The 17,030-nt window shown below is 65.7% G+C and carries 15 protein-coding genes; 8 read left to right on the top strand and 7 right to left on the bottom strand.

What is annotated here, in order from left to right; translation table 11 throughout:
• Positions 1–40: 40 nt before the first annotated feature.
• The 7 genes from pnp (at position 41) to gyrA (ending at position 8,854) form a co-directional block, all read left to right on the top strand.
• Positions 41–2,146: a polyribonucleotide nucleotidyltransferase gene (gene pnp / locus JMF82_RS12040; RefSeq protein WP_201314822.1), complete on the top strand. Its 2,106-nt coding sequence runs from the start codon at positions 41–43 to the stop codon at positions 2,144–2,146.
• Positions 2,147–2,301: 155 nt separating this feature from the next.
• Complete coding sequence (locus tag JMF82_RS12035; RefSeq protein WP_201314821.1) at positions 2,302–3,336, top strand: poly(R)-hydroxyalkanoic acid synthase subunit PhaE; 1,035 nt, start codon at positions 2,302–2,304, stop codon at positions 3,334–3,336.
• 43 nt (positions 3,337–3,379) lie between these two features.
• Positions 3,380–4,414: a class III poly(R)-hydroxyalkanoic acid synthase subunit PhaC gene (locus JMF82_RS12030; protein ID WP_201314820.1), complete on the top strand. Its 1,035-nt coding sequence runs from the start codon at positions 3,380–3,382 to the stop codon at positions 4,412–4,414.
• 26 nt (positions 4,415–4,440) lie between these two features.
• A complete protein-coding gene (locus JMF82_RS12025) occupies positions 4,441–4,626 on the top strand; it encodes a PspC domain-containing protein (protein WP_201314819.1) in 186 nt (61 codons plus the stop codon).
• 54 nt (positions 4,627–4,680) lie between these two features.
• Complete coding sequence (gene mtnA, locus JMF82_RS12020) at positions 4,681–5,691, top strand: S-methyl-5-thioribose-1-phosphate isomerase (RefSeq protein WP_201314818.1); 1,011 nt, start codon at positions 4,681–4,683, stop codon at positions 5,689–5,691.
• The gene (locus tag JMF82_RS12015; protein WP_201314817.1) at positions 5,691–6,101 is read left to right on the top strand and encodes a GtrA family protein; all 411 of its coding nucleotides are present in this window, start codon (positions 5,691–5,693) and stop codon (positions 6,099–6,101) included. The genes mtnA and JMF82_RS12015 overlap by 1 nt, the downstream gene beginning before the upstream one ends.
• 137 nt (positions 6,102–6,238) lie before the next feature.
• On the top strand, positions 6,239–8,854 hold the full coding sequence (gyrA, locus tag JMF82_RS12010) for a DNA gyrase subunit A (RefSeq protein ID WP_201314816.1): 2,616 nt from the start codon (positions 6,239–6,241) through the stop codon (positions 8,852–8,854).
• Between the two features lie 60 nt (positions 8,855–8,914).
• On the opposite strand, the gene JMF82_RS12005 is transcribed toward gyrA, so the two are convergent.
• The 3 genes from JMF82_RS12005 to JMF82_RS11995 form a co-directional block, all read right to left on the bottom strand.
• A complete protein-coding gene (locus JMF82_RS12005; RefSeq protein ID WP_201314815.1) occupies positions 8,915–10,915 on the bottom strand; it encodes an amidohydrolase family protein in 2,001 nt (666 codons plus the stop codon).
• A gap of 123 nt (positions 10,916–11,038) precedes the next feature.
• Positions 11,039–11,419: a DUF427 domain-containing protein gene (locus JMF82_RS12000; protein ID WP_201314814.1), complete on the bottom strand. Its 381-nt coding sequence runs from the start codon at positions 11,417–11,419 to the stop codon at positions 11,039–11,041.
• Positions 11,420–11,494: 75 nt separating this feature from the next.
• On the bottom strand, positions 11,495–11,974 hold the full coding sequence (locus tag JMF82_RS11995; RefSeq protein WP_201314813.1) for a peroxiredoxin: 480 nt from the start codon (positions 11,972–11,974) through the stop codon (positions 11,495–11,497).
• A gap of 230 nt (positions 11,975–12,204) precedes the next feature.
• Here JMF82_RS11995 and JMF82_RS11990 point away from each other — a divergent pair, with 230 nt between their 5' ends.
• The gene (locus JMF82_RS11990) at positions 12,205–13,104 is read left to right on the top strand and encodes a DnaJ C-terminal domain-containing protein (RefSeq protein ID WP_201314812.1); all 900 of its coding nucleotides are present in this window, start codon (positions 12,205–12,207) and stop codon (positions 13,102–13,104) included.
• Between the two features lie 72 nt (positions 13,105–13,176).
• Here JMF82_RS11990 and pilH read toward each other — a convergent pair whose 3' ends face one another.
• From pilH to lpdA, 4 genes are all read right to left on the bottom strand, one after another.
• Positions 13,177–13,542 carry a twitching motility response regulator PilH gene (gene pilH, locus JMF82_RS11985; protein WP_038616934.1) on the bottom strand — a complete coding sequence of 122 codons (366 nt, stop codon included), beginning with the start codon at positions 13,540–13,542 and terminating at the stop codon, positions 13,177–13,179.
• A gap of 68 nt (positions 13,543–13,610) precedes the next feature.
• Complete coding sequence (locus JMF82_RS11980) at positions 13,611–14,618, bottom strand: oxidoreductase (protein WP_201314811.1); 1,008 nt, start codon at positions 14,616–14,618, stop codon at positions 13,611–13,613.
• 37 nt (positions 14,619–14,655) lie between these two features.
• Positions 14,656–15,252: a TIGR00730 family Rossman fold protein gene (locus tag JMF82_RS11975; protein ID WP_201314810.1), complete on the bottom strand. Its 597-nt coding sequence runs from the start codon at positions 15,250–15,252 to the stop codon at positions 14,656–14,658.
• 259 nt (positions 15,253–15,511) lie between these two features.
• Complete coding sequence (gene lpdA / locus JMF82_RS11970; protein WP_201314809.1) at positions 15,512–16,936, bottom strand: dihydrolipoyl dehydrogenase; 1,425 nt, start codon at positions 16,934–16,936, stop codon at positions 15,512–15,514.
• Positions 16,937–17,030 lie beyond the last annotated feature (94 nt).

Here is a 17,030-nt window from a genome sequence, read left to right as displayed (position 1 = left end):
CGGCCATCCCCGGCCGCACTTCCCAATTCAGGAAAAGACAGTGGCGAAAGTAACCAAGTCATTCCAGTTCGGTAATCACGAAGTCACACTGGAGACGGGCGAAATCGCCCGCCAGGCTTCCGGTGCCGTCATGGTCAGCATGGGCGGCACCGTGGTGCTGGTCACCGTGGTGGCCGCTGCCAAGGCGAAGGAAGGTCAGGACTTCTTCCCGCTCACGGTCGACTACGTCGAGAAGTTCTACTCGGCCGGTCGCATCCCCGGTGGCTTCTTCAAGCGCGAAGGCCGTCCGACCGAGAAGGAGACGCTGACCTCGCGTCTGATCGATCGCCCGGTGCGCCCGCTGTTCCCGGAAGAGTTCAAGAACGAAGTGCAGGTCATCGCGCAGGTCGTGTCGCTGAACCCCGAGATCGACGGTGACATCCCGGCCATGCTGGGCGCCTCCGCCGCGCTGAGCCTCGCCGGCATCCCGTTCAAGGGCCCGATCGGCGCCGCCCGCGTCGGTTATGCCGATGGCAAGTACCTGCTGAACCCGACCGTTTCGGAACTCAAGACCTCCAAGCTCGACCTGGTGGTCGCCGGCACGGCCAATGCCGTGCTGATGGTGGAATCCGAAGCGCAGCTGCTGTCCGAGGAAGTGATGCTCGGCGCCGTGGTGTTCGGTCACCAGCAGATGCAGACGGCCATCCGCGCCATCGCCGAACTGGCCACCCAGGCGGCTCGTCCGTCCATGGCCTGGCAGGCGCCGGCCCGCAACGAGTCGCTCGTCGCCGCCCTCGCGGGCGCCGTGGGCAACCAGCTCGAGACCGCCTTCCAGGTGCGCGACAAGCTGCAGCGCCGTGACGCCATCGCCGCCATCAAGGCCGACGTGCTGGCCTCGCTGGCCGCCGACGCCGAAGCCAAGGGCTGGGACAAGGCGGAGCTGGCGAAGGAATTCGCCGAGCTCGAATACCGCACCATGCGCGACGGCGTGCTCAAGACCAAGGTCCGCATCGACGGCCGCAACCTTGACGACATCCGCCCCATCACCGTTCGCGTCGGCGTCCTGCCGCGCACGCACGGCTCGGCGCTGTTCACCCGTGGCGAAACCCAGGCGCTGGTCGTGACCACGCTGGGCACCACCCGTGATGCGCAGATCATCGACGCGCCGGAAGGCGAGTCGAAGGATGCCTTCCTGTTCCATTACAACTTCCCGCCGTTCTCGGTGGGCGAGGCCGGTCGTTTCGGCGCCCCGAAGCGCCGCGAGATCGGCCACGGCCGCCTTGCCAAGCGCGGCGTGCAGGCCGTGAAGCCGACCATCGAGGAGTTCCCGTACGTGGTCCGCGTGGTCTCGGAAATCACCGAGTCCAACGGTTCCTCGTCGATGGCCTCGGTGTGCGGTTCCTCGCTCGCCATGATGGACGCCGGCATCCCGCTGAAGGCGCCGGTGGCCGGTATCGCCATGGGCCTGGTGAAGGAAGGCAACGACTTCGTCGTGCTGTCCGACATCCTGGGTGACGAAGACCATCTCGGCGACATGGACTTCAAGGTGGCCGGTAGCGCCGATGGCATCTCCGCGCTGCAGATGGACATCAAGATCGACGGCATCACCGAAGAGATCATGAAGGTGGCGCTGGAGCAGGCCAAGCGTGGCCGCCTGCACATCCTCGGCGAAATGGCGAAGGTGATCAGCACCCCGCGCACCGAGATGAGCGAGTTCGCCCCGCGCCTGCTCACCATCAAGATCCACCCGGACAAGATTCGCGAAGTGATCGGCAAGGGCGGCGCCACCATCCGCTCGATCACCGAAGAGACCGGCACCACCATCGACATCAGCGACGACGGCACCGTGGTCATCGCCTCGGTCAACCGCGAGGCCGCCAACGCCGCCAAGGCGCGCATCGAGCAGATCGTCTCCGACGTCGAACCGGGCCGCATCTACGAGGGCAAGGTCGCCAAGCTGATGGACTTCGGCGCATTCGTGACCATCATGCCGGGCAAGGACGGCCTGGTGCACGTCTCGCAGATCTCCAGCGAGCGCGTGGAGAAGGTCTCCGACAAGCTGAAGGAAGGCGACATCGTCAAGGTCAAGGTGCTGGAAGTGGACAAGCAGGGCCGTATCCGCCTGTCCATGAAGGCCGTGGCCGAGGACGAAGGCGCGAACGCCTGAGTCATCCTCCGCAGGCAAGCGCAAAAGCCCGGCCATGCGCCGGGCTTTTGCTTTCCTGATCCCAGGACATCGAAAGCGCCTGTCCGTAATGCCGTTTTTGCGTTCGCTGCAACCTGCTTTTGCTACGATGCCGGCGGTGTAACGAGGATCTAGGCATGGCCGACCAGGCGAGTGATTTGTTCAAGGACTACCAGGCGCTGGCGCAGCAATCCTGGGATACCTGGACCCGATACCTGCAGCAGCAGGCCACGCCCACTCATCCAGGCGCCGCGATGCCGCGTGCCGACGACCTGATGGCTCGCAGCATGGCCGCGCTGAAGGGTTACAACGAATGGCTGCAGGGCGCGGTGGGCAGTGGCCTGGGCCAGAACCCGGCCGAGTGGCAGCAGGCGCTGCAGAACCTGTTTTCCAGCCTGGGCGGGCAGCCCTTCGCGCATGCGTTCGCGTCCATCGACAGCGAAGCGGCGCGCAGCTTCGGCCAGTTGTGGCAATCGTGGCTGCAGTCCAGCCAGTCCGGGATGCGCTTCGACGTGGAGCACATGGCGGCATTCGGCTTCACCCGCGAGCGCCAGCTGCAGCAGCAGGAAATCGCGGCAGCCATGCAGGAATACCTGGACTGGTCGGGCAAGTACCAGGCCTTGATCCAGCGCGCGAACACCGAAGGTTTCGAGCGCCTGCAGGCCAAGCTGGCAGATTTCACCGACTCGACGCGCCAGGTCGAATCGCTCAAGGCGCTGTACGACCTGTGGGTGGATGGCGCCGAAGAGGCCTACGCGCAGATTGCCTTGTCAGAAGAGTTTCGCCACGTCTACGGCGAGATGGTCAATGCACAGGGTCGGTTGCGACAGCTGCAGCAGCAGCAACTGGATGCGATGTGTCGCGAGCTGGGCATGCCGACGCGCAGCGAAGTGTCCGCGCTGGGCAAGCGCCTGCACGAGCTGCGACGCGAACTGCGCGATCGCGCGGCGTCCGCGGGTTCGGATGAAGTAAGCGCACTGCGCGCGGAAGTGGCGGCCCTGAAGCGCCAGCTGGCAGGCAAGGGTGAGGAGGCGAGGGCCACCAAGCGTCCGGCTGCACGCAGCAGCAAGCGCGAAGCCGAAGAAGACGCCGTGGTGCGCCGCGCCAAGCCGGCCGCCGCGGTGGTCGCCCGCAAGTCGGCCGTGCGCGGTTCCACGCGCACGCGCAAGTAAGGAGCATCCATGTTTCCACCGCTACCGCCTCCGACCTGCCGCCTTGACGGGAGAGATCGCCGCTTTCCAGCGAAAGCTCGCGGCCGGCCTGGGCAACCTGCAGCATCAACGCGAGCCCGAGTACGCCAACACGCCGCGTGAGGCCGTATACCGTGAGGACAAGCTCACGGTGTGGCACATGAAGGGGCAGGGCAAGCCCTCTACGAAGACGCCGACGCTGATCGTGTACGCACTGGTCAACACCGTGTGGATGACCGATCTGCAGGAAGACCGTTCGCTCGTCCGCAACCTGCTCGAGCAGGGCGAAGACGTCTATCTGCTCGACTGGGGCTATCCGGACGGCGCCGATCGCTGGCTGACGCTGGACGACTACATCAACGGTTATCTCGATCGCTGCGTGGACGCGGTTCGCAAGGCCGCGGGCGCCGAAGCGATCAACCTGCTCGGCATCTGCCAGGGCGGCACGTTCTCGCTGTGCTACACGGCGACCCACGGCGAAAAGGTGAAGAACCTGATCACCATGGTGACGCCGGTGGATTTCCAGACCCCCGACAACATGCTGTCGAGCTGGTCGCGCGACCTGGACGTGGATCTGTTCGTCGACACCATGGGCAACATCCCGGCCGAGCTGCTCAACTGGGTGTATCTCACGCTCAAGCCGGTGCGCCTCAACCAACAGAAGTACGTGGGCCTGGTCGACATCCTCGACAATCCGAAAGAGCTGCAGAATTTCCTGCGCATGGAGCGCTGGATCTTCGATTCGCCGGACCAGGCGGGCGAAGCCTTCCGCGAATTCATCAAGGATTTCTACCAGCAGAACAAACTGGTCAAGGGCGAGGTGGTGATCGGCGGCAAGCCGGTCGACCTCGGCATGATCACGCAGCCGGTGCTCAACATATTCGCCGAGCAGGATCACCTGGTGCCGCCGGATGCGTCGCGGGCGTTGGGTCGCCACGTGGGCACGACCGATTACACCCAGCTCGCCTTCAAGGGCGGTCACATCGGCATCTATGTCTCCGGTCGCGCCCAGCGCGAGGTGCCGCCGGCTATCCATCAGTGGCTCAGTACGCGAAACTGAGCCATCGCCCGTGAAGAGGATGGCCCATGGAAAAGCGCCTGCATCGTTCGCTCACTGACAGGAAGCTCGCCGGCGTCTGCGGCGGCATCGCCCAATACCTGGGCTGGGACCCGACCCTGGTTCGCATCCTCTGGGTCGTCCTCACCTTCCTGGGCGGCTCGGGCATCGTGGCTTACCTGGTGCTGTGGCTGTTGATGCCTGAGGGCCCCTGATTTCCCATCGCGGGCGTGCCCGCATTCCGTTTATTTCGATTGGCAAGACCGTCTATGGATTACGACCGTTACGACCGCATTCGCGCCGTGCAGTGGCAGGGCGATCACTTGCGCCTGCTCGACCAGCGCCTGCTCCCGCAGGAAGAGCGCTGGATCGACTGCGCCAACGCGACCGAAGTGACCCAGGCCATCAAGGACCTGGCCGTGCGCGGCGCGCCTGCCATTGGCATCGCCGCGGCCTGGGGCGTGGTGCTGGCCGCGAAGCTGGGCGAGCCGCTGGATGCCGCGCTGGCCATGTTGCGTGCCGCACGCCCGACGGCGGTGAACCTGATGTGGGCGCTGGATCGCATGAAGGCACGCGTCGCCGCGGGTGCCGATGCCGCGGCGCTGGAACGCGAAGCGCAGGCAATCCAGGACGAGGACCTGGCCGCCAACCGCCACATGGGTGAACTGGGTGCCTCCCTCATCGCGCCCCATTCGGGCGTGCTCACGCATTGCAACACCGGCTCGCTCGCCACGGCGGGCTTCGGCACCGCCCTCGGTGTCATTCGTGCAGGCGTGGCCAGCGGTCGCGTCGAGCGCGTGTACGCGGGCGAGACGCGGCCGTGGCAGCAGGGTGCCCGCCTGACCATGTGGGAACTCGTGCGCGACGGCGTGCCGGCCAGGCTCATCGCCGATTCGGCCGCCGCGCACCTGATGCGTTCGGGCGAAGTGCAGTGGGTGATCGTGGGCGCGGACCGCATCGCCGCCAACGGCGACACCGCCAACAAGATCGGCACCTACCAGCTGGCCATCGCGGCACGCCATCACGGCGTGAAGTTCATGGTGGTGGCGCCGTCGTCCACGGTCGACATGGCCACGGCGTCGGGCGAGGACATCGAAATCGAGCTGCGCGATCCGGCCGAGCTGCTGGCGGTGGCCGGGCGGCGCACCGTGGTGGATGGCGCGCAGGCGTGGAATCCCGTGTTCGATGTCACGCCGGCGTCGTTGATCGACGCCATCGTCACCGAGAAGGGCGTGATCGAACGCCCGAGCACCCAGGCCATGCAGGCGATGTTCGGCTGATGGGGTTGCGCCGGCAGGTCGTGCTGTTCGGCATTGGTGGCGTCATCGGCCTGGTGGTCGATGCCGGCGTGGTACAGGCACTGGTCAGCTGGGGACACTGGAACGCGTATCTCGCGCGCGTGGTGTCGTTCCTCTTGGCGGCGACGGCGACCTGGTTGTGGAACCGTCGCTACACCTTCGCGCATCGTCTCAGCGGGCGCTCGCTGCGGGCCGAGTGGCTGCATTGGGTCGCGCTGATGAGCGTGGGCGCCGTGGTCAATTACGCCGCCTACGCGGCCATCCTGCTGTTCTATCCCTGGCTGCATCGCTGGCCCGCGCTGGCCGTGGCGGCGAGCTCGGCCGCGGCCTCGCTGGTTAATTTTTCGACAGCCCGCGGCGTGCTTTTCAAGCGCGCCAAGACGTCGGTTTAAGTTGTTGATTCACAAGCAATAAATACTGTGAATTCGACGTCAAACGTGTTACACTCCATGGGTTGTTTCCAGGTCGCTCGCACACGCACGGAGGGTGCGCGTGCCGCGACCCTTTTCTTCATCAGGGAAGCCGATTGATGGCAGAACTCGCCAAAGAAGTCATTCGCGTCAACATCGAAGACGAGATGCGCCAGAGCTACCTCGATTACGCCATGAGCGTGATCGTGGGACGCGCCCTTCCGGATGTCCGCGACGGCCTCAAGCCGGTGCACCGCCGCGTCCTGTTCGCCATGAACGAACTGGGCAACGCCTGGAACAAGCCCTACAAGAAATCGGCCCGCGTGGTCGGTGACGTCATCGGTAAATACCACCCGCATGGCGACGCCTCGGTCTACGACGCGATCGTGCGCATGGCCCAGCCGTTCTCGCTGCGCTACATGCTGGTCGACGGCCAGGGCAACTTCGGTTCGGTCGACGGCGACAACGCCGCGGCGATGCGATACACCGAAGTGCGCATGTCGCGCCTCACGCAGGAATTGCTGGCCGATATCGACAAGGACACCGTCGACTTCGGTCCCAACTACGACGAAAGCGAACAAGAGCCGCTGGTGCTGCCCACCCGCGTGCCGAACCTGCTGGTGAACGGTTCGGCCGGCATCGCGGTGGGCATGGCCACCAATGTGCCGCCGCACAATCTCAACGAGGTGATCTCCGCGACGATCGGCCTGATCGACGACCCGTCGTTGTCGATCGATGACCTGATGCAGTTCATCCCGGGGCCGGACTTCCCGACCGCCGGCATCATCAACGGCTCCTCCGGCATCGTCGAGGCCTATCGCACCGGTCGCGGTCGGATCCTGGTGCGTGCACGCACCGAGATCGAAACGGAGTCGAACGGCCGCGAGACGATCCTCGTCCACGAACTGCCGTACCAGGTGAACAAGGCCCGCCTGATCGAGAAGATCGCCGAGCTGGTCAAGGAAAAGAAGATCGAGGGCATCAGCGAACTGCGCGACGAGTCGGACAAGGACGGCATGCGCGTGGTGATCGAGATCCGTCGCGACGCGATGGCCGACGTGGTGCTCAACAACCTGTTCCAGCAGACGCAGCTGCAGGTCACGTTCGGCATCAACATGGTCGCCCTGCTGGACGGCCAGCCGCGCCTGCTGAACCTCAAGGACATCCTCGAGGCGTTCATCCGCCACCGCCGCGAAGTGGTGACCCGCCGTACCATCTTCGAACTGCGCAAGGCCCGTGCGCGTGCGCACATCCTGGAAGGCCTCACGGTCGCGCTCGCCAACATCGACGAGATGATCGAGCTGATCCGCACTTCCGCCTCGCCGCAGGAAGCCCGCGAGCGCATGCTCGCGCGCAAGTGGCAGCCGGGCATGGTGGCCACGCTGCTGCAGGCGACGGGTGCGGAAGCCTCGCGTCCGGAAGACATGGATCCGCGCGACGGCCTCAAGGCCGAGGGCTACCAGCTGTCCGAAGTGCAGGCCCAGGAAATCCTGGCCATGCGCCTGCATCGCCTCACCGGCCTGGAGCAGGAGAAACTCTCGGACGAGTACCGCCAGGTGCTGGAGACCATCCGTGGCCTGATCCAGATCCTGGAAGATCCCGCCCGCCTGCTCGCGGTGATCCGCGAGGAACTCATCGCGATCAACGAGGAGTTCGGCGACAAGCGCCGTACCGAGATCCAGCATTCGCAGGAAGACCTCAACGTCCTCGACCTGATCGCGCCGGAAGACGTGGTCGTCACGCTGTCGCACACCGGTTACGTGAAGCGCCAGCCGGCCAGCACGTATCGCGCGCAGCGTCGCGGCGGCAAGGGTCGTTCCGCGTCGGCGTTGAAGGACGAGGATTTCGTCGAGCAGCTGTGGGTGGTGAACACCCATGACACGCTGCTCACCTTCACCAGCACTGGCCGCGTGTACTGGCTCAACGTCTACCAGATGCCGGAGTCGGGCCCGAACGCGCGCGGCAAGCCGATGGTGAACCTGCTGCCGCTGGGCGAGGGCGAGAAGGTGCAGGCCGTGCTCCCGGTGCGCGAATACACCGAAGACCGCTTCGTGTTCTTCGCCACCAAGCAGGGCACGGTGAAGAAGACGCCGCTTACCGAGTTCGCGTTCCAGCTGCAGAAGGGCAAGATCGCCATCAATCTCGACGAGGGCGATGCGCTGGTCAACGTGGCGCTGACGGACGGCAACAGCGACGTGCTGCTGTTCGCCTCCAACGGCAAGACCGTGCGCTTCGACGAATCGGAAGTGCGTTCGATGGGCCGCACCGCCACCGGCGTGCGCGGCATGAAGCTGGCCGACGATGCCGAAGTGGTGTCGCTGATCGTGGCGGCCGAGGGCGACATCCTCACCGCGACCGAGCGTGGCTACGGCAAGCGCACCGTGCTCGACGAGTTCCCGAAGAAGGGCCGCGGCACTCAGGGCGTGATCGGCATCCAGTGCTCCGAGCGCAACGGCGCGCTGGTGGCCGCGACGCAGGTCACCGAGGCGCACGAGATGATGCTGATCTCCGACCAGGGCACGCTGGTGCGCACCCGCGTGGCCGAAGTCTCGCAGCTGGGCCGCAATACCCAGGGCGTGACGCTCATTCGCCTGCCGGCCGACGAGAAGCTGGTGAGCGTGGTGCGTCTCGACGCGGAAGCCGAGAACGGTGAAGGCGAAGAGGGCTCGGCCCCCGACGCGACCGATGGCGACCTGCCTGTTGCCGGTGACGACGTTTCCACCGACAACGAGTGATCGCCGTTCGATGTACCAAAGAAAACCCCGGCATTGCCGGGGTTTTCTTTGGCCATGCCATTACGGCCTGAAGCCCACCGATCGCCAAAGCGGCGCCGGCTCGTAGACCGCACCCGCCTCGATGGTTTTCGCGATGCGCCGCGTGTTGTGGATGTCGGCGAGCGGATCGCCGTCGAGCAGCACCATGTCGGCGCGCTTGCCCACGGTCAACGTGCCCACGTCGTTCTCCAGGCCCATCACGCGCGCGGGTACGCTGGTTGCCGCCATGAGGGCTTCCATCGGCGTAAAGCCGGCCTCGACGTAGATTTCCAGTTCACGGTGCAGCGAGTAACCCGGGATGGCCTGGTCCGTGCCGGCGACGATGGTCAGTCCTTGTCGATGCAGTTCGCGCAAGGTGGCGAGCAGATAGTCGTAGCGCTTCGCGCGCTCCGGCGGAACGCCGGGACTGTCGAGCGCGGCGGCGAGTTCGGGAGCCACGTGCGTGATGCCAGGCTCGATCGCGCTCAATGGCGTCGATGGCGGATGCATCTGCGTCTCGAACAGGACGATCGTGTCATCGATGACCGTGTGATGCTCGCGGAACAGGGCCAGCTGGCGCGTCGCGTCCGGCGTGGTGAAATCCAGCGGGGGAAGCGGCTTGTTGCGCTCCATGTGCAACAGGTCGCGCGCCACGAAGTGAACGTGGTTGATGCCGTCGAAGCCGTCCTTGACCACCTGCTCGGATGTCATGCCTTCGGGTACGTGGCCGGTGACCGTCATGCCGAGGCGATGCGCCTCGGCCGTGATCACCGGTACCAGTTCGGGCTTCATGCTGCTGTAGATCTTGATCTGCCGCGCGCCGACGTCCTTGTAGCGCTTGACCCATGCCTTGGCCTGCTCGGGCGTGTCGGCAATGACCGCGCCCAAGGCAATCGGCCCGGTGCCGTCGATCACGCCTGCGATGAGGATGCGCGGGCCAATGCCGCGTCCCTGGTCGATCGCATCGCGTACCGCGGTGATGAAATCGAACACGTTGCCGCAATCGCGCACGGTGGTAATGCCCGAGGCGAGATACACCGGCCCCCATTCGACCTGCTCGTAGTGGGCGTGCATGTCCCACAGCCCGGGGATCAGGAATTTGCCGTGGCCGTCGACGACGTCATAGCCTTTGGTCGATGCATGGTCTCTGGCGTGGGCGATGCGGGTGATGCGCCCGTCCTCCATGAACACGGAAACATCGTCTTGCGCCGGCGCACCGGTGCCGTCGATCAGCGTGGCGTTCGTGACGACGAGACGCTTCACGATCGGCTGCCGGCCCTTGGCGGCCAGCTGGGCCAGCGTCGACAGGCCATCATGGGCGGCGCGCTGGATGAAGGTGCCCAGCGCCGGCTCATAGGCGTCGCGCACGGCTTCGAAGTGATCGAACTCCGCGTCCCGCGTGACCAGGGCGGCCAACTGGTTGTTGTCGTCCATCCACAGCGCTTCGCTGCCCCATGCAAGCCCCGATACCTGGTAGCCATGCAGGGTGACGTCCCGATCCGCGACCTTGATGTGCAGGTCGGAGGTGGGCTGGATGCGGATGTCGTTGCCCGGCGGTGCGGCGATGCGCCCGGGATGTCCCTGCGCAAGCCAGTACCTCATCAACATCTGCTGCATGGCGACCGGCGAATAGCCGTCCATCAGGAAGGTGTGGTCGTTGGCGGGATAGAGCGTCTTCTTGCCGTCGCGCACGAGCGACACCTGCGTGCGCGCCGCATCGATGGCGAAATCGTCGTTCAATTCGCTGGAACGCGAGGAGTTGCCGCGCGTCGTCAACGACAGCGGATGCGCCTCGTCGGTCGCGCGGTATTCGGTCTTGAGCGGTACCGGGGTGCCACGATCGGTGAACAGGAAATCCGAGGTGAGCAGCAGCTGTCCGTCCTTGCGCTCCAGCGTGTAGGTTTCCTTGCCGATGGCCCGCGCGAACTTGTGGAGGACGAAGCTGCCTTGTTCGTTGGGCGAGGCCGCTTGCGCGTGGAGGCCGGGCGAAGCGAAAGCGATGAGAGCAGCGACGACGAACGCACTTGCACACTCCGGCTTCATAGACAGCTCCTGACGCGGGTGACGGGCGGCATCCCGACGGGTGTCGACACGATGGCCGACGCGGGACCCGGCGACGTTACCTGCGCAGGTTCGGCTGCGCCAGTGCGTGCCGCGTGCCCGCCGTCAGGCGGGCGTCACGCTGATCTCGTCGACCCGGTTGGGGTAGAAGGCGAGATGGTCCTTGATGGGCGCCACCGCGTCATACGGATGCTCGTAGGTCCACACGGCGTTGACCGAGCGGTCGCCGCCTAGCGGAATGCTGTAGTACGAGCAGTCGCCCTTGTAGGGGCAGTAGGTCTGGTGATCGGTGCGTTCGAGCAGCGACATGTCCACGTCCTTGCGCGGGATGTAATGCACCGGCGGATAGGACGCTTCGCGCAGGGTGAGTGCGGACCGTGTATCGGCCAGCACGCGGCCAGCGATGCGAACGACGATATGCGAGGGGTCGGGTGTGACCTCGATCGGATGATCGGGACCGGGTATCCGGTGCACGCGGCTGTTCATGGCTTCCGTCCTGCGGCAAAGGGAGCGTCGAGGCTACTCCCCCCGATGATCAGCTGAAGTGTATGCAGCCCGGCCTCAGGCCGTGGCGTCGAGCATCGCCTCGGCCGAAGACACACGGAACTCGCCCGGTGCTTCGACCTGCAACTGCTTCACCACGCCATCTTCGGCGTACAGCGCGAACCGCCGCGAGCGCAGGCCCATGCCATAGCCGCTGCCATCCAGCTCCAGGCCCAGCGCGCGGGTGAAGCTGCCGTTGCCGTCCGCCAGCATCAGCATGCCGTGCGGCACGTGCTGGGATGCCGCCCAGGCCTGCATCACATAGGCGTCGTTCACCGCCAGGCACATCACGTCGATGCCGCGCGCCTGGAACTGGGCGTAATGCTGGACATAGCCGGGCAGGTGCCGGTTGGAGCAGGTAGGGGTGAAGGCGCCCGGCACGGCGAACATCACCACCTTGCGTCCGGCGAACAGCGCGCCGGTATGGGTCTGCTCGATGCTTTCGCCGATCGCGCGGATCTCGACATCGGGCAGGGCCTGGCCGACCTGGATGCTCATGGGAAGGTGCCTTGCAGGAGGAGAAGAGGCGGATGCTAGCGCCTGTCAGGGTGGGTTGTCGCCTTGAATCACGTGGCTTTCGCACCCATCTCAACCACCATAGAGAGGGTGGCGGTCAACGCCATGCATTACCCAAACGAGTCAGGCGGGTTCTGCCTTGCCGGCGGGGCGGCGGGAGGGCGATAGTTCCCGCACGCCACGCGGGGCGGAGCGGTCGCCGGGGAGCTGCAGTGGAATTCAAAGATTATTACGACATCCTGGGCGTGAAGCCGGAAGCGACGGAGGCCGAGATCAAGGCCGCCTATCGCAAGCTGGCCAAGAAATACCATCCCGACCGCAACAAGGAAGCGGGCGCGGAAGAGAAGTTCAAGGCGATCAACGAAGCAAACGAAGTGCTTCGTGACACCGAGAAGCGTCGTGCCTACGACGAGCTGCGCGCGGGCGGTTATCGCGGTGGCGAACAGTTTCGTCCGCCGCCGGGCTGGGGCCAGAGCCACGGTTTCGATTTCGGTGGCGACAGCGGCGGCGACTTCAGCGATTTCTTCGAGAGCCTGTTTGGCCGCAGTGCGGGCGGCCCGCGCGGCGCACCGCGTGCGCGTCGCGGCGGCGACGTCCACGCGCATGTGCAGATCGACCTGCAGACCGCCTTCGACGGCGGCCGCACGCGGCTGGCCCTGCAGGATGGGCACGGCGGCGAACGCGTGCTGGAAGTGAAGATTCCCGCCGGCATCCAGCCGGGCCAGGTGATCCGCCTCGCCGGGCAGGGGCACGCCGGAAGCGGCGGCGCCGCCAACGGCGACCTGTTGCTGGAGGTCGGCATTCGCGACGATGCGCGGTTCAAGCTGGACGGCCGCAACGTGTTGCACGTGCTGCCCATCGCGCCGTGGGAGGCCGCGCTCGGCGCGACCGTGCCGGTGCCTACGCTGGCGGGCGCGGTGGACCTGCGCATTCCCGCGGGTTCGCAGTCCGGTCGCAAGCTCAGGCTCAAGGGGCGCGGCCTGCCAGGCGCTCATCCGGGCGACCAGCTGGTGGAGTTGTCGATTCGCACGCCGGTCGCGGAAAGCGACGAACAACGCAAGGCGTACGAGGCGCTGAGGGGAGCGTTCGAGGGATACGATCCGCGGCATTGATGGCCGTACGGACGGCCAAACGGAAAACGGCGCCACCAGGCGCCGTTTTCATCTTGGAGCACTGGGCCTCGGTCAGGCGGGCAGCAGTTCCTTGAGCGTGGTCACCAGTTCCTCTTCCTTGATCGGCTTGGTGACGTAGGCCTTCGCCCCCTGGCGCAGGCCCCATACCTTGTCGGTTTCCTGGTCCTTGGTGGTGACCAGCACGACCGGGATGTGCGAAGTGTCCGGATCCTTGCTGATGGTGCGGGTGGCCTGGAAACCGTTGAGGTTAGGCATCACCACGTCCATCAGGATCAGGTCGGGGCGTTCCCGCCTGGCCGCCTCGACACCCGCCGCGCCATCTTCCGCGGTGAGGGCCTCGTGCCCGAGCTTCTCGACGATACGCTTGATGCCCAACAGCTGCGACGGCGAATCGTCGACGATCAGGATGCGTGCCATAAGGTGGGATTCCCCTTGTTGTTTCGTTTGATTCTAAGGCGCAGGTGCCGCGCTTCCAAGCGTGGCGGTCAGGCGACGGCGCCCACGCGCACCAGAGTACGCCCGAATGACTCGCCTGCGAGCATGTGATCGAAAATAGCCGGCAGTTGCTCCAACGTCACCTCGCGGGTGGCGATGCGCTCCAGGTGCTGCGGTTTCCAGTCGCCGGCGAGACGCTCCCACACGCGGTCGCGAATGTCCCGCGCGGTACCCGCCGAGGCGATGCCCAGCAGGCTGGCGCCGCGGATGATGAACGGCATCACGGTGCTCTCGAAGCCGATGCCCCCGGCGTTGCCGCAGATGGCGACGTTGCCGTAGGGCGCGATCAGCGGCAGCAGGCCGGCCAGCATGCTGCCGCCGACATTGTCCAGCGCACCGCCGAAGCGCGCCGAATCCATTGGCTTGCCACTGAAGGCCAGCTGGTGGCGGTCGATGCACTCGGCGGCGCCCAGGTCGCGCAGGAAATCGAAGTGCGTGTTCTTGCCGCTGATCGCATGCACGGCGTAGCCGGCACGGGTGAAGATGTCGATGGCCAGCATGCCCACGCCGCCCGTCGCGCCGGTGACGGCGAGCGGGCCCAGCGCCGGCGTCTGCCGGTTGTCTTCCATGCGCAGCAGGGCGAGCGCGGCCGTAAAGCCGGCCGTACCGATGATCATGCTTTCGCGCAGGCTGAGGCCCTTGGGCAGCGGAATGGTCCAGGCCGAGGGCAGGCGGACGTATTCGCCGTAGCCGCCGTCGCGCACTTCGGACAGCCCGCTGCCGGTGCAAAGCACGGCATCGCCTTCCTTGTAGGCCGGGTCGGTGGAGGCAACCACGGTGCCCGCCACGTCAATGCCGCCATTGAGCGGGTACTGGCGAAGGATCTTGCCCTTGCCGGTGCCGGCCAGCGCGTCCTTGTAATTGACCGAGGAATAGGCCACCTGCACCAGCACTTCACCGGGGCTCAGCGCATCGGCGCTGATCGTCTCGATGCCGCCGCGGTAGCCGCCGTCGTCGTTGTGGATGCGGAAGGCGCGAAAGGGGGAGGGGGTGTTCATGGCCGTTCCTTACGTCGGTTCGTGTTTCTCGCCGGAATCAGGCTTCGACACTGCTGCGGTCGATCCACTTGGGCGTATGGCTGCCCTGGTAGCCTTCCATCCAGTCGAACAGCTGCTGCATGTCCTGACCGAACCATACGCTTTCGCGCTGCTCGGGACGGACGAAACGCTCGTCCACCATGTGGTCCATCATCGCGCGCAATTGCGTGTAATAGCCGCGCACGTCGAGGAACGCGCAAGGGTAGCGATGCAGGCCGAGTTGTGCCCAGGTGAGCATCTCGAACATCTCGTCCATGGTGCCAAAGCCGCCGGGCAGGGCCACGAAAGCATCCGACAGTTCGAACATGCGCGTCTTGCGCTGGTGCATGGTTTCCACCACGACCAGTTCGGTGAGGTCGGCGTGCGCGACCTCGAGGTCGACCAATTGGCGGGGAATCACGCCAATGACCTTGCCGCCCGCCGCCAGCACCGCATCGGCCACCGTGCCCATCAGGCCGACCTTGCCGCCGCCGTAGACCAGCGCGATGCCCCGCCGTGCCATCTCGGTGCCGAAGGCGCGGGCCTGCTCGACGTATTCGGGATGCTTGCCGCTGCTGGAGCCGCAATAGACGCAAAGAGAGGTGGGTTGGGGCATGGGATTTTTGGGGGCGCGTGGTTGGAACGAACGTCATTCCGGCAAAGGCCGGAATCCAGTGAAGGCACCGTAGGGTTGTCGCGATGAAGCTGAACCCGTTGGCCGGTTCGCGGCCATCGGATCGTCACGCTACTGGATTCCGGCCTTCACCGGAATGACGGGGGGAAAAGCAAACGGCCCGCCCATGTTGTCACGAGCGGGCCGTGGATCCCGTGTCGCCGGCCATCCATGGCCTGCACGGGACAAGGGCATCCTGCCCTCAGTTGCCCTTGTGGATGGCGCGCTTGTCGACCGACAGCGCCGCCTCGTGCACGGCTTCGGACAGCGTCGGGTGCGCGTGGACGATGCGGGCCAGGTCTTCGGAGGAGCCCTTGAACTCCATCGCGACGACGCACTCGGCGATCAGCTCGGACACGCCCGGGCCGACCATGTGCACGCCCAGGATACGATCCGTCTCGGCGTGGGCGAGCATCTTCACCTGGCCGATGGCCTCGTTCATGGCCACGGCGCGGCCGATGGCGGCGAACGGGAAGGTGCCGACCTTGTAGGGGACGCCTTCTTCCTTCAGCTGCTTCTCGGTCTTGCCCGCCCAGGCGATTTCCGGCTCGGTGTAGATCACCCACGGCACGGTGTCGAGGTTGATGTGGCCCGCCTTGCCGGCGATCCACTCGGCCACGGCCACGCCTTCCTCGGAACCCTTGTGCGCCAGCATCGGGCCGCGCACGGCGTCGCCGATGGCCCACACGCCGTTCACGCCGGTGTGGTTGTGCTCGTCGACCACGATGCGGCCGCGCTCGTCCAGCTTCACGCCGGTGTCGTCGGCCAGCAGGCCGTCGGTGTAGGCGCGGCGGCCCACGGCGACCAGCAGCTTGTCGACCACCAGGTCATGGGCGCCGTCCTTGTCCTCATAGGTGAGGGCGACTTCGTTGCCCTTGACCTCGGCCTTGGTCAGCTTGGCGCCGAGCTTGATGTTCAGGCCCAGCTTGGCGAATTCCTTGGCGGCGATCTTGGCGATGTCCGCATCGGCCACGCTGAGGAAATCCGGCAGTGCTTCGAGCACGGTCACGTCCGAGCCCAGGCGCTTCCACACGCTGCCCAGCTCCAGGCCGATCACGCCGGCACCGATCACGCCCAGGCGCTTCGGAACTTCGGTGAAGTCCAGCGCGCCGGCATTGTCGACGATGAACTTGTTGTCGAACTTGGCGAACGGCAGTTCGATCGGCACCGAACCGGAAGCGAGGATCACGTTGGTGGCGCTGATGGTCTGCTTGGCGCCGTCGTTGCCGGTGATCTCCACCTCGTTGCCCTTCAGCAGCTTGCCCTTGCCGAAGAACGGGGTCACCTTGTTGGCCTTGAACAGCTGGCCGATGCCGCCGGTGAACTGCTTGACGATCTTGTCCTTGCGTCCGATGAAGGTGCCCAGGTCGACCTTGGCGCCTTCCACCGTGATGCCGTGGACCGGCAGGTTGTGGGCGATGTTGTAGTACTGCTTGGACGAGTCCAGCAGCGCCTTGGACGGGATGCAGCCCACGTTGAGGCAGGTGCCGCCGAGGGCCTGCTTGCCGTCCTTGCCGACGAAGGCGTCCACGCAGGCGGTCTTCAGGCCCAGCTGCGCGGCGCGGATCGCGGCCACATAACCGGCAGGGCCGGCGCCGATGACGATGACGTCAAACTTCTCGCTCATATCGTTTCTCGCTTTACCCCTCTCCCATCGGGAGAGGGTGCCCGTAGGGCGGGTGAGGGTGCGTGCGGAGCGAGGCGTTGCGGCAAGACCGAAC

Source organism: Dyella sp. EPa41 (assembly GCF_016586165.1).
Classification (GTDB): Bacteria; Pseudomonadota; Gammaproteobacteria; order Xanthomonadales; family Rhodanobacteraceae; genus Dyella.
The sequence above is the reverse complement of the archived record's forward strand: the minus strand, read 5'-3'. Positions and strand labels throughout refer to the sequence as shown.

Bases quoted from the DNA above. Each gene is read 5' to 3' on its own strand.
- JMF82_RS11975 (WP_201314810.1), bottom strand. From the start codon at position 15,252: ATGCCCCAACCCACCTCTCTTTGCGTCTATTGCGGCTCCAGCAGCGGC.
- JMF82_RS11980 (WP_201314811.1), bottom strand. From the start codon at position 14,618: ATGAACACCCCCTCCCCCTTTCGCGCCTTCCGCATCCACAACGACGAC.
- JMF82_RS12000 (WP_201314814.1), bottom strand. From the start codon at position 11,419: ATGAACAGCCGCGTGCACCGGATACCCGGTCCCGATCATCCGATCGAG.
- mtnA (WP_201314818.1), top strand. From the start codon at position 4,681: ATGGATTACGACCGTTACGACCGCATTCGCGCCGTGCAGTGGCAGGGC.
- JMF82_RS12015 (WP_201314817.1), top strand. From the start codon at position 5,691: ATGGGGTTGCGCCGGCAGGTCGTGCTGTTCGGCATTGGTGGCGTCATC.
- JMF82_RS12025 (WP_201314819.1), top strand. From the start codon at position 4,441: ATGGAAAAGCGCCTGCATCGTTCGCTCACTGACAGGAAGCTCGCCGGC.
- JMF82_RS11995 (WP_201314813.1), bottom strand. From the start codon at position 11,974: ATGAGCATCCAGGTCGGCCAGGCCCTGCCCGATGTCGAGATCCGCGCG.
- pilH (WP_038616934.1), bottom strand. From the start codon at position 13,542: ATGGCACGCATCCTGATCGTCGACGATTCGCCGTCGCAGCTGTTGGGC.
- lpdA (WP_201314809.1), bottom strand. From the start codon at position 16,936: ATGAGCGAGAAGTTTGACGTCATCGTCATCGGCGCCGGCCCTGCCGGT.
- JMF82_RS12005 (WP_201314815.1), bottom strand. From the start codon at position 10,915: ATGAAGCCGGAGTGTGCAAGTGCGTTCGTCGTCGCTGCTCTCATCGCT.
- JMF82_RS12035 (WP_201314821.1), top strand. From the start codon at position 2,302: ATGGCCGACCAGGCGAGTGATTTGTTCAAGGACTACCAGGCGCTGGCG.
- gyrA (WP_201314816.1), top strand. From the start codon at position 6,239: ATGGCAGAACTCGCCAAAGAAGTCATTCGCGTCAACATCGAAGACGAG.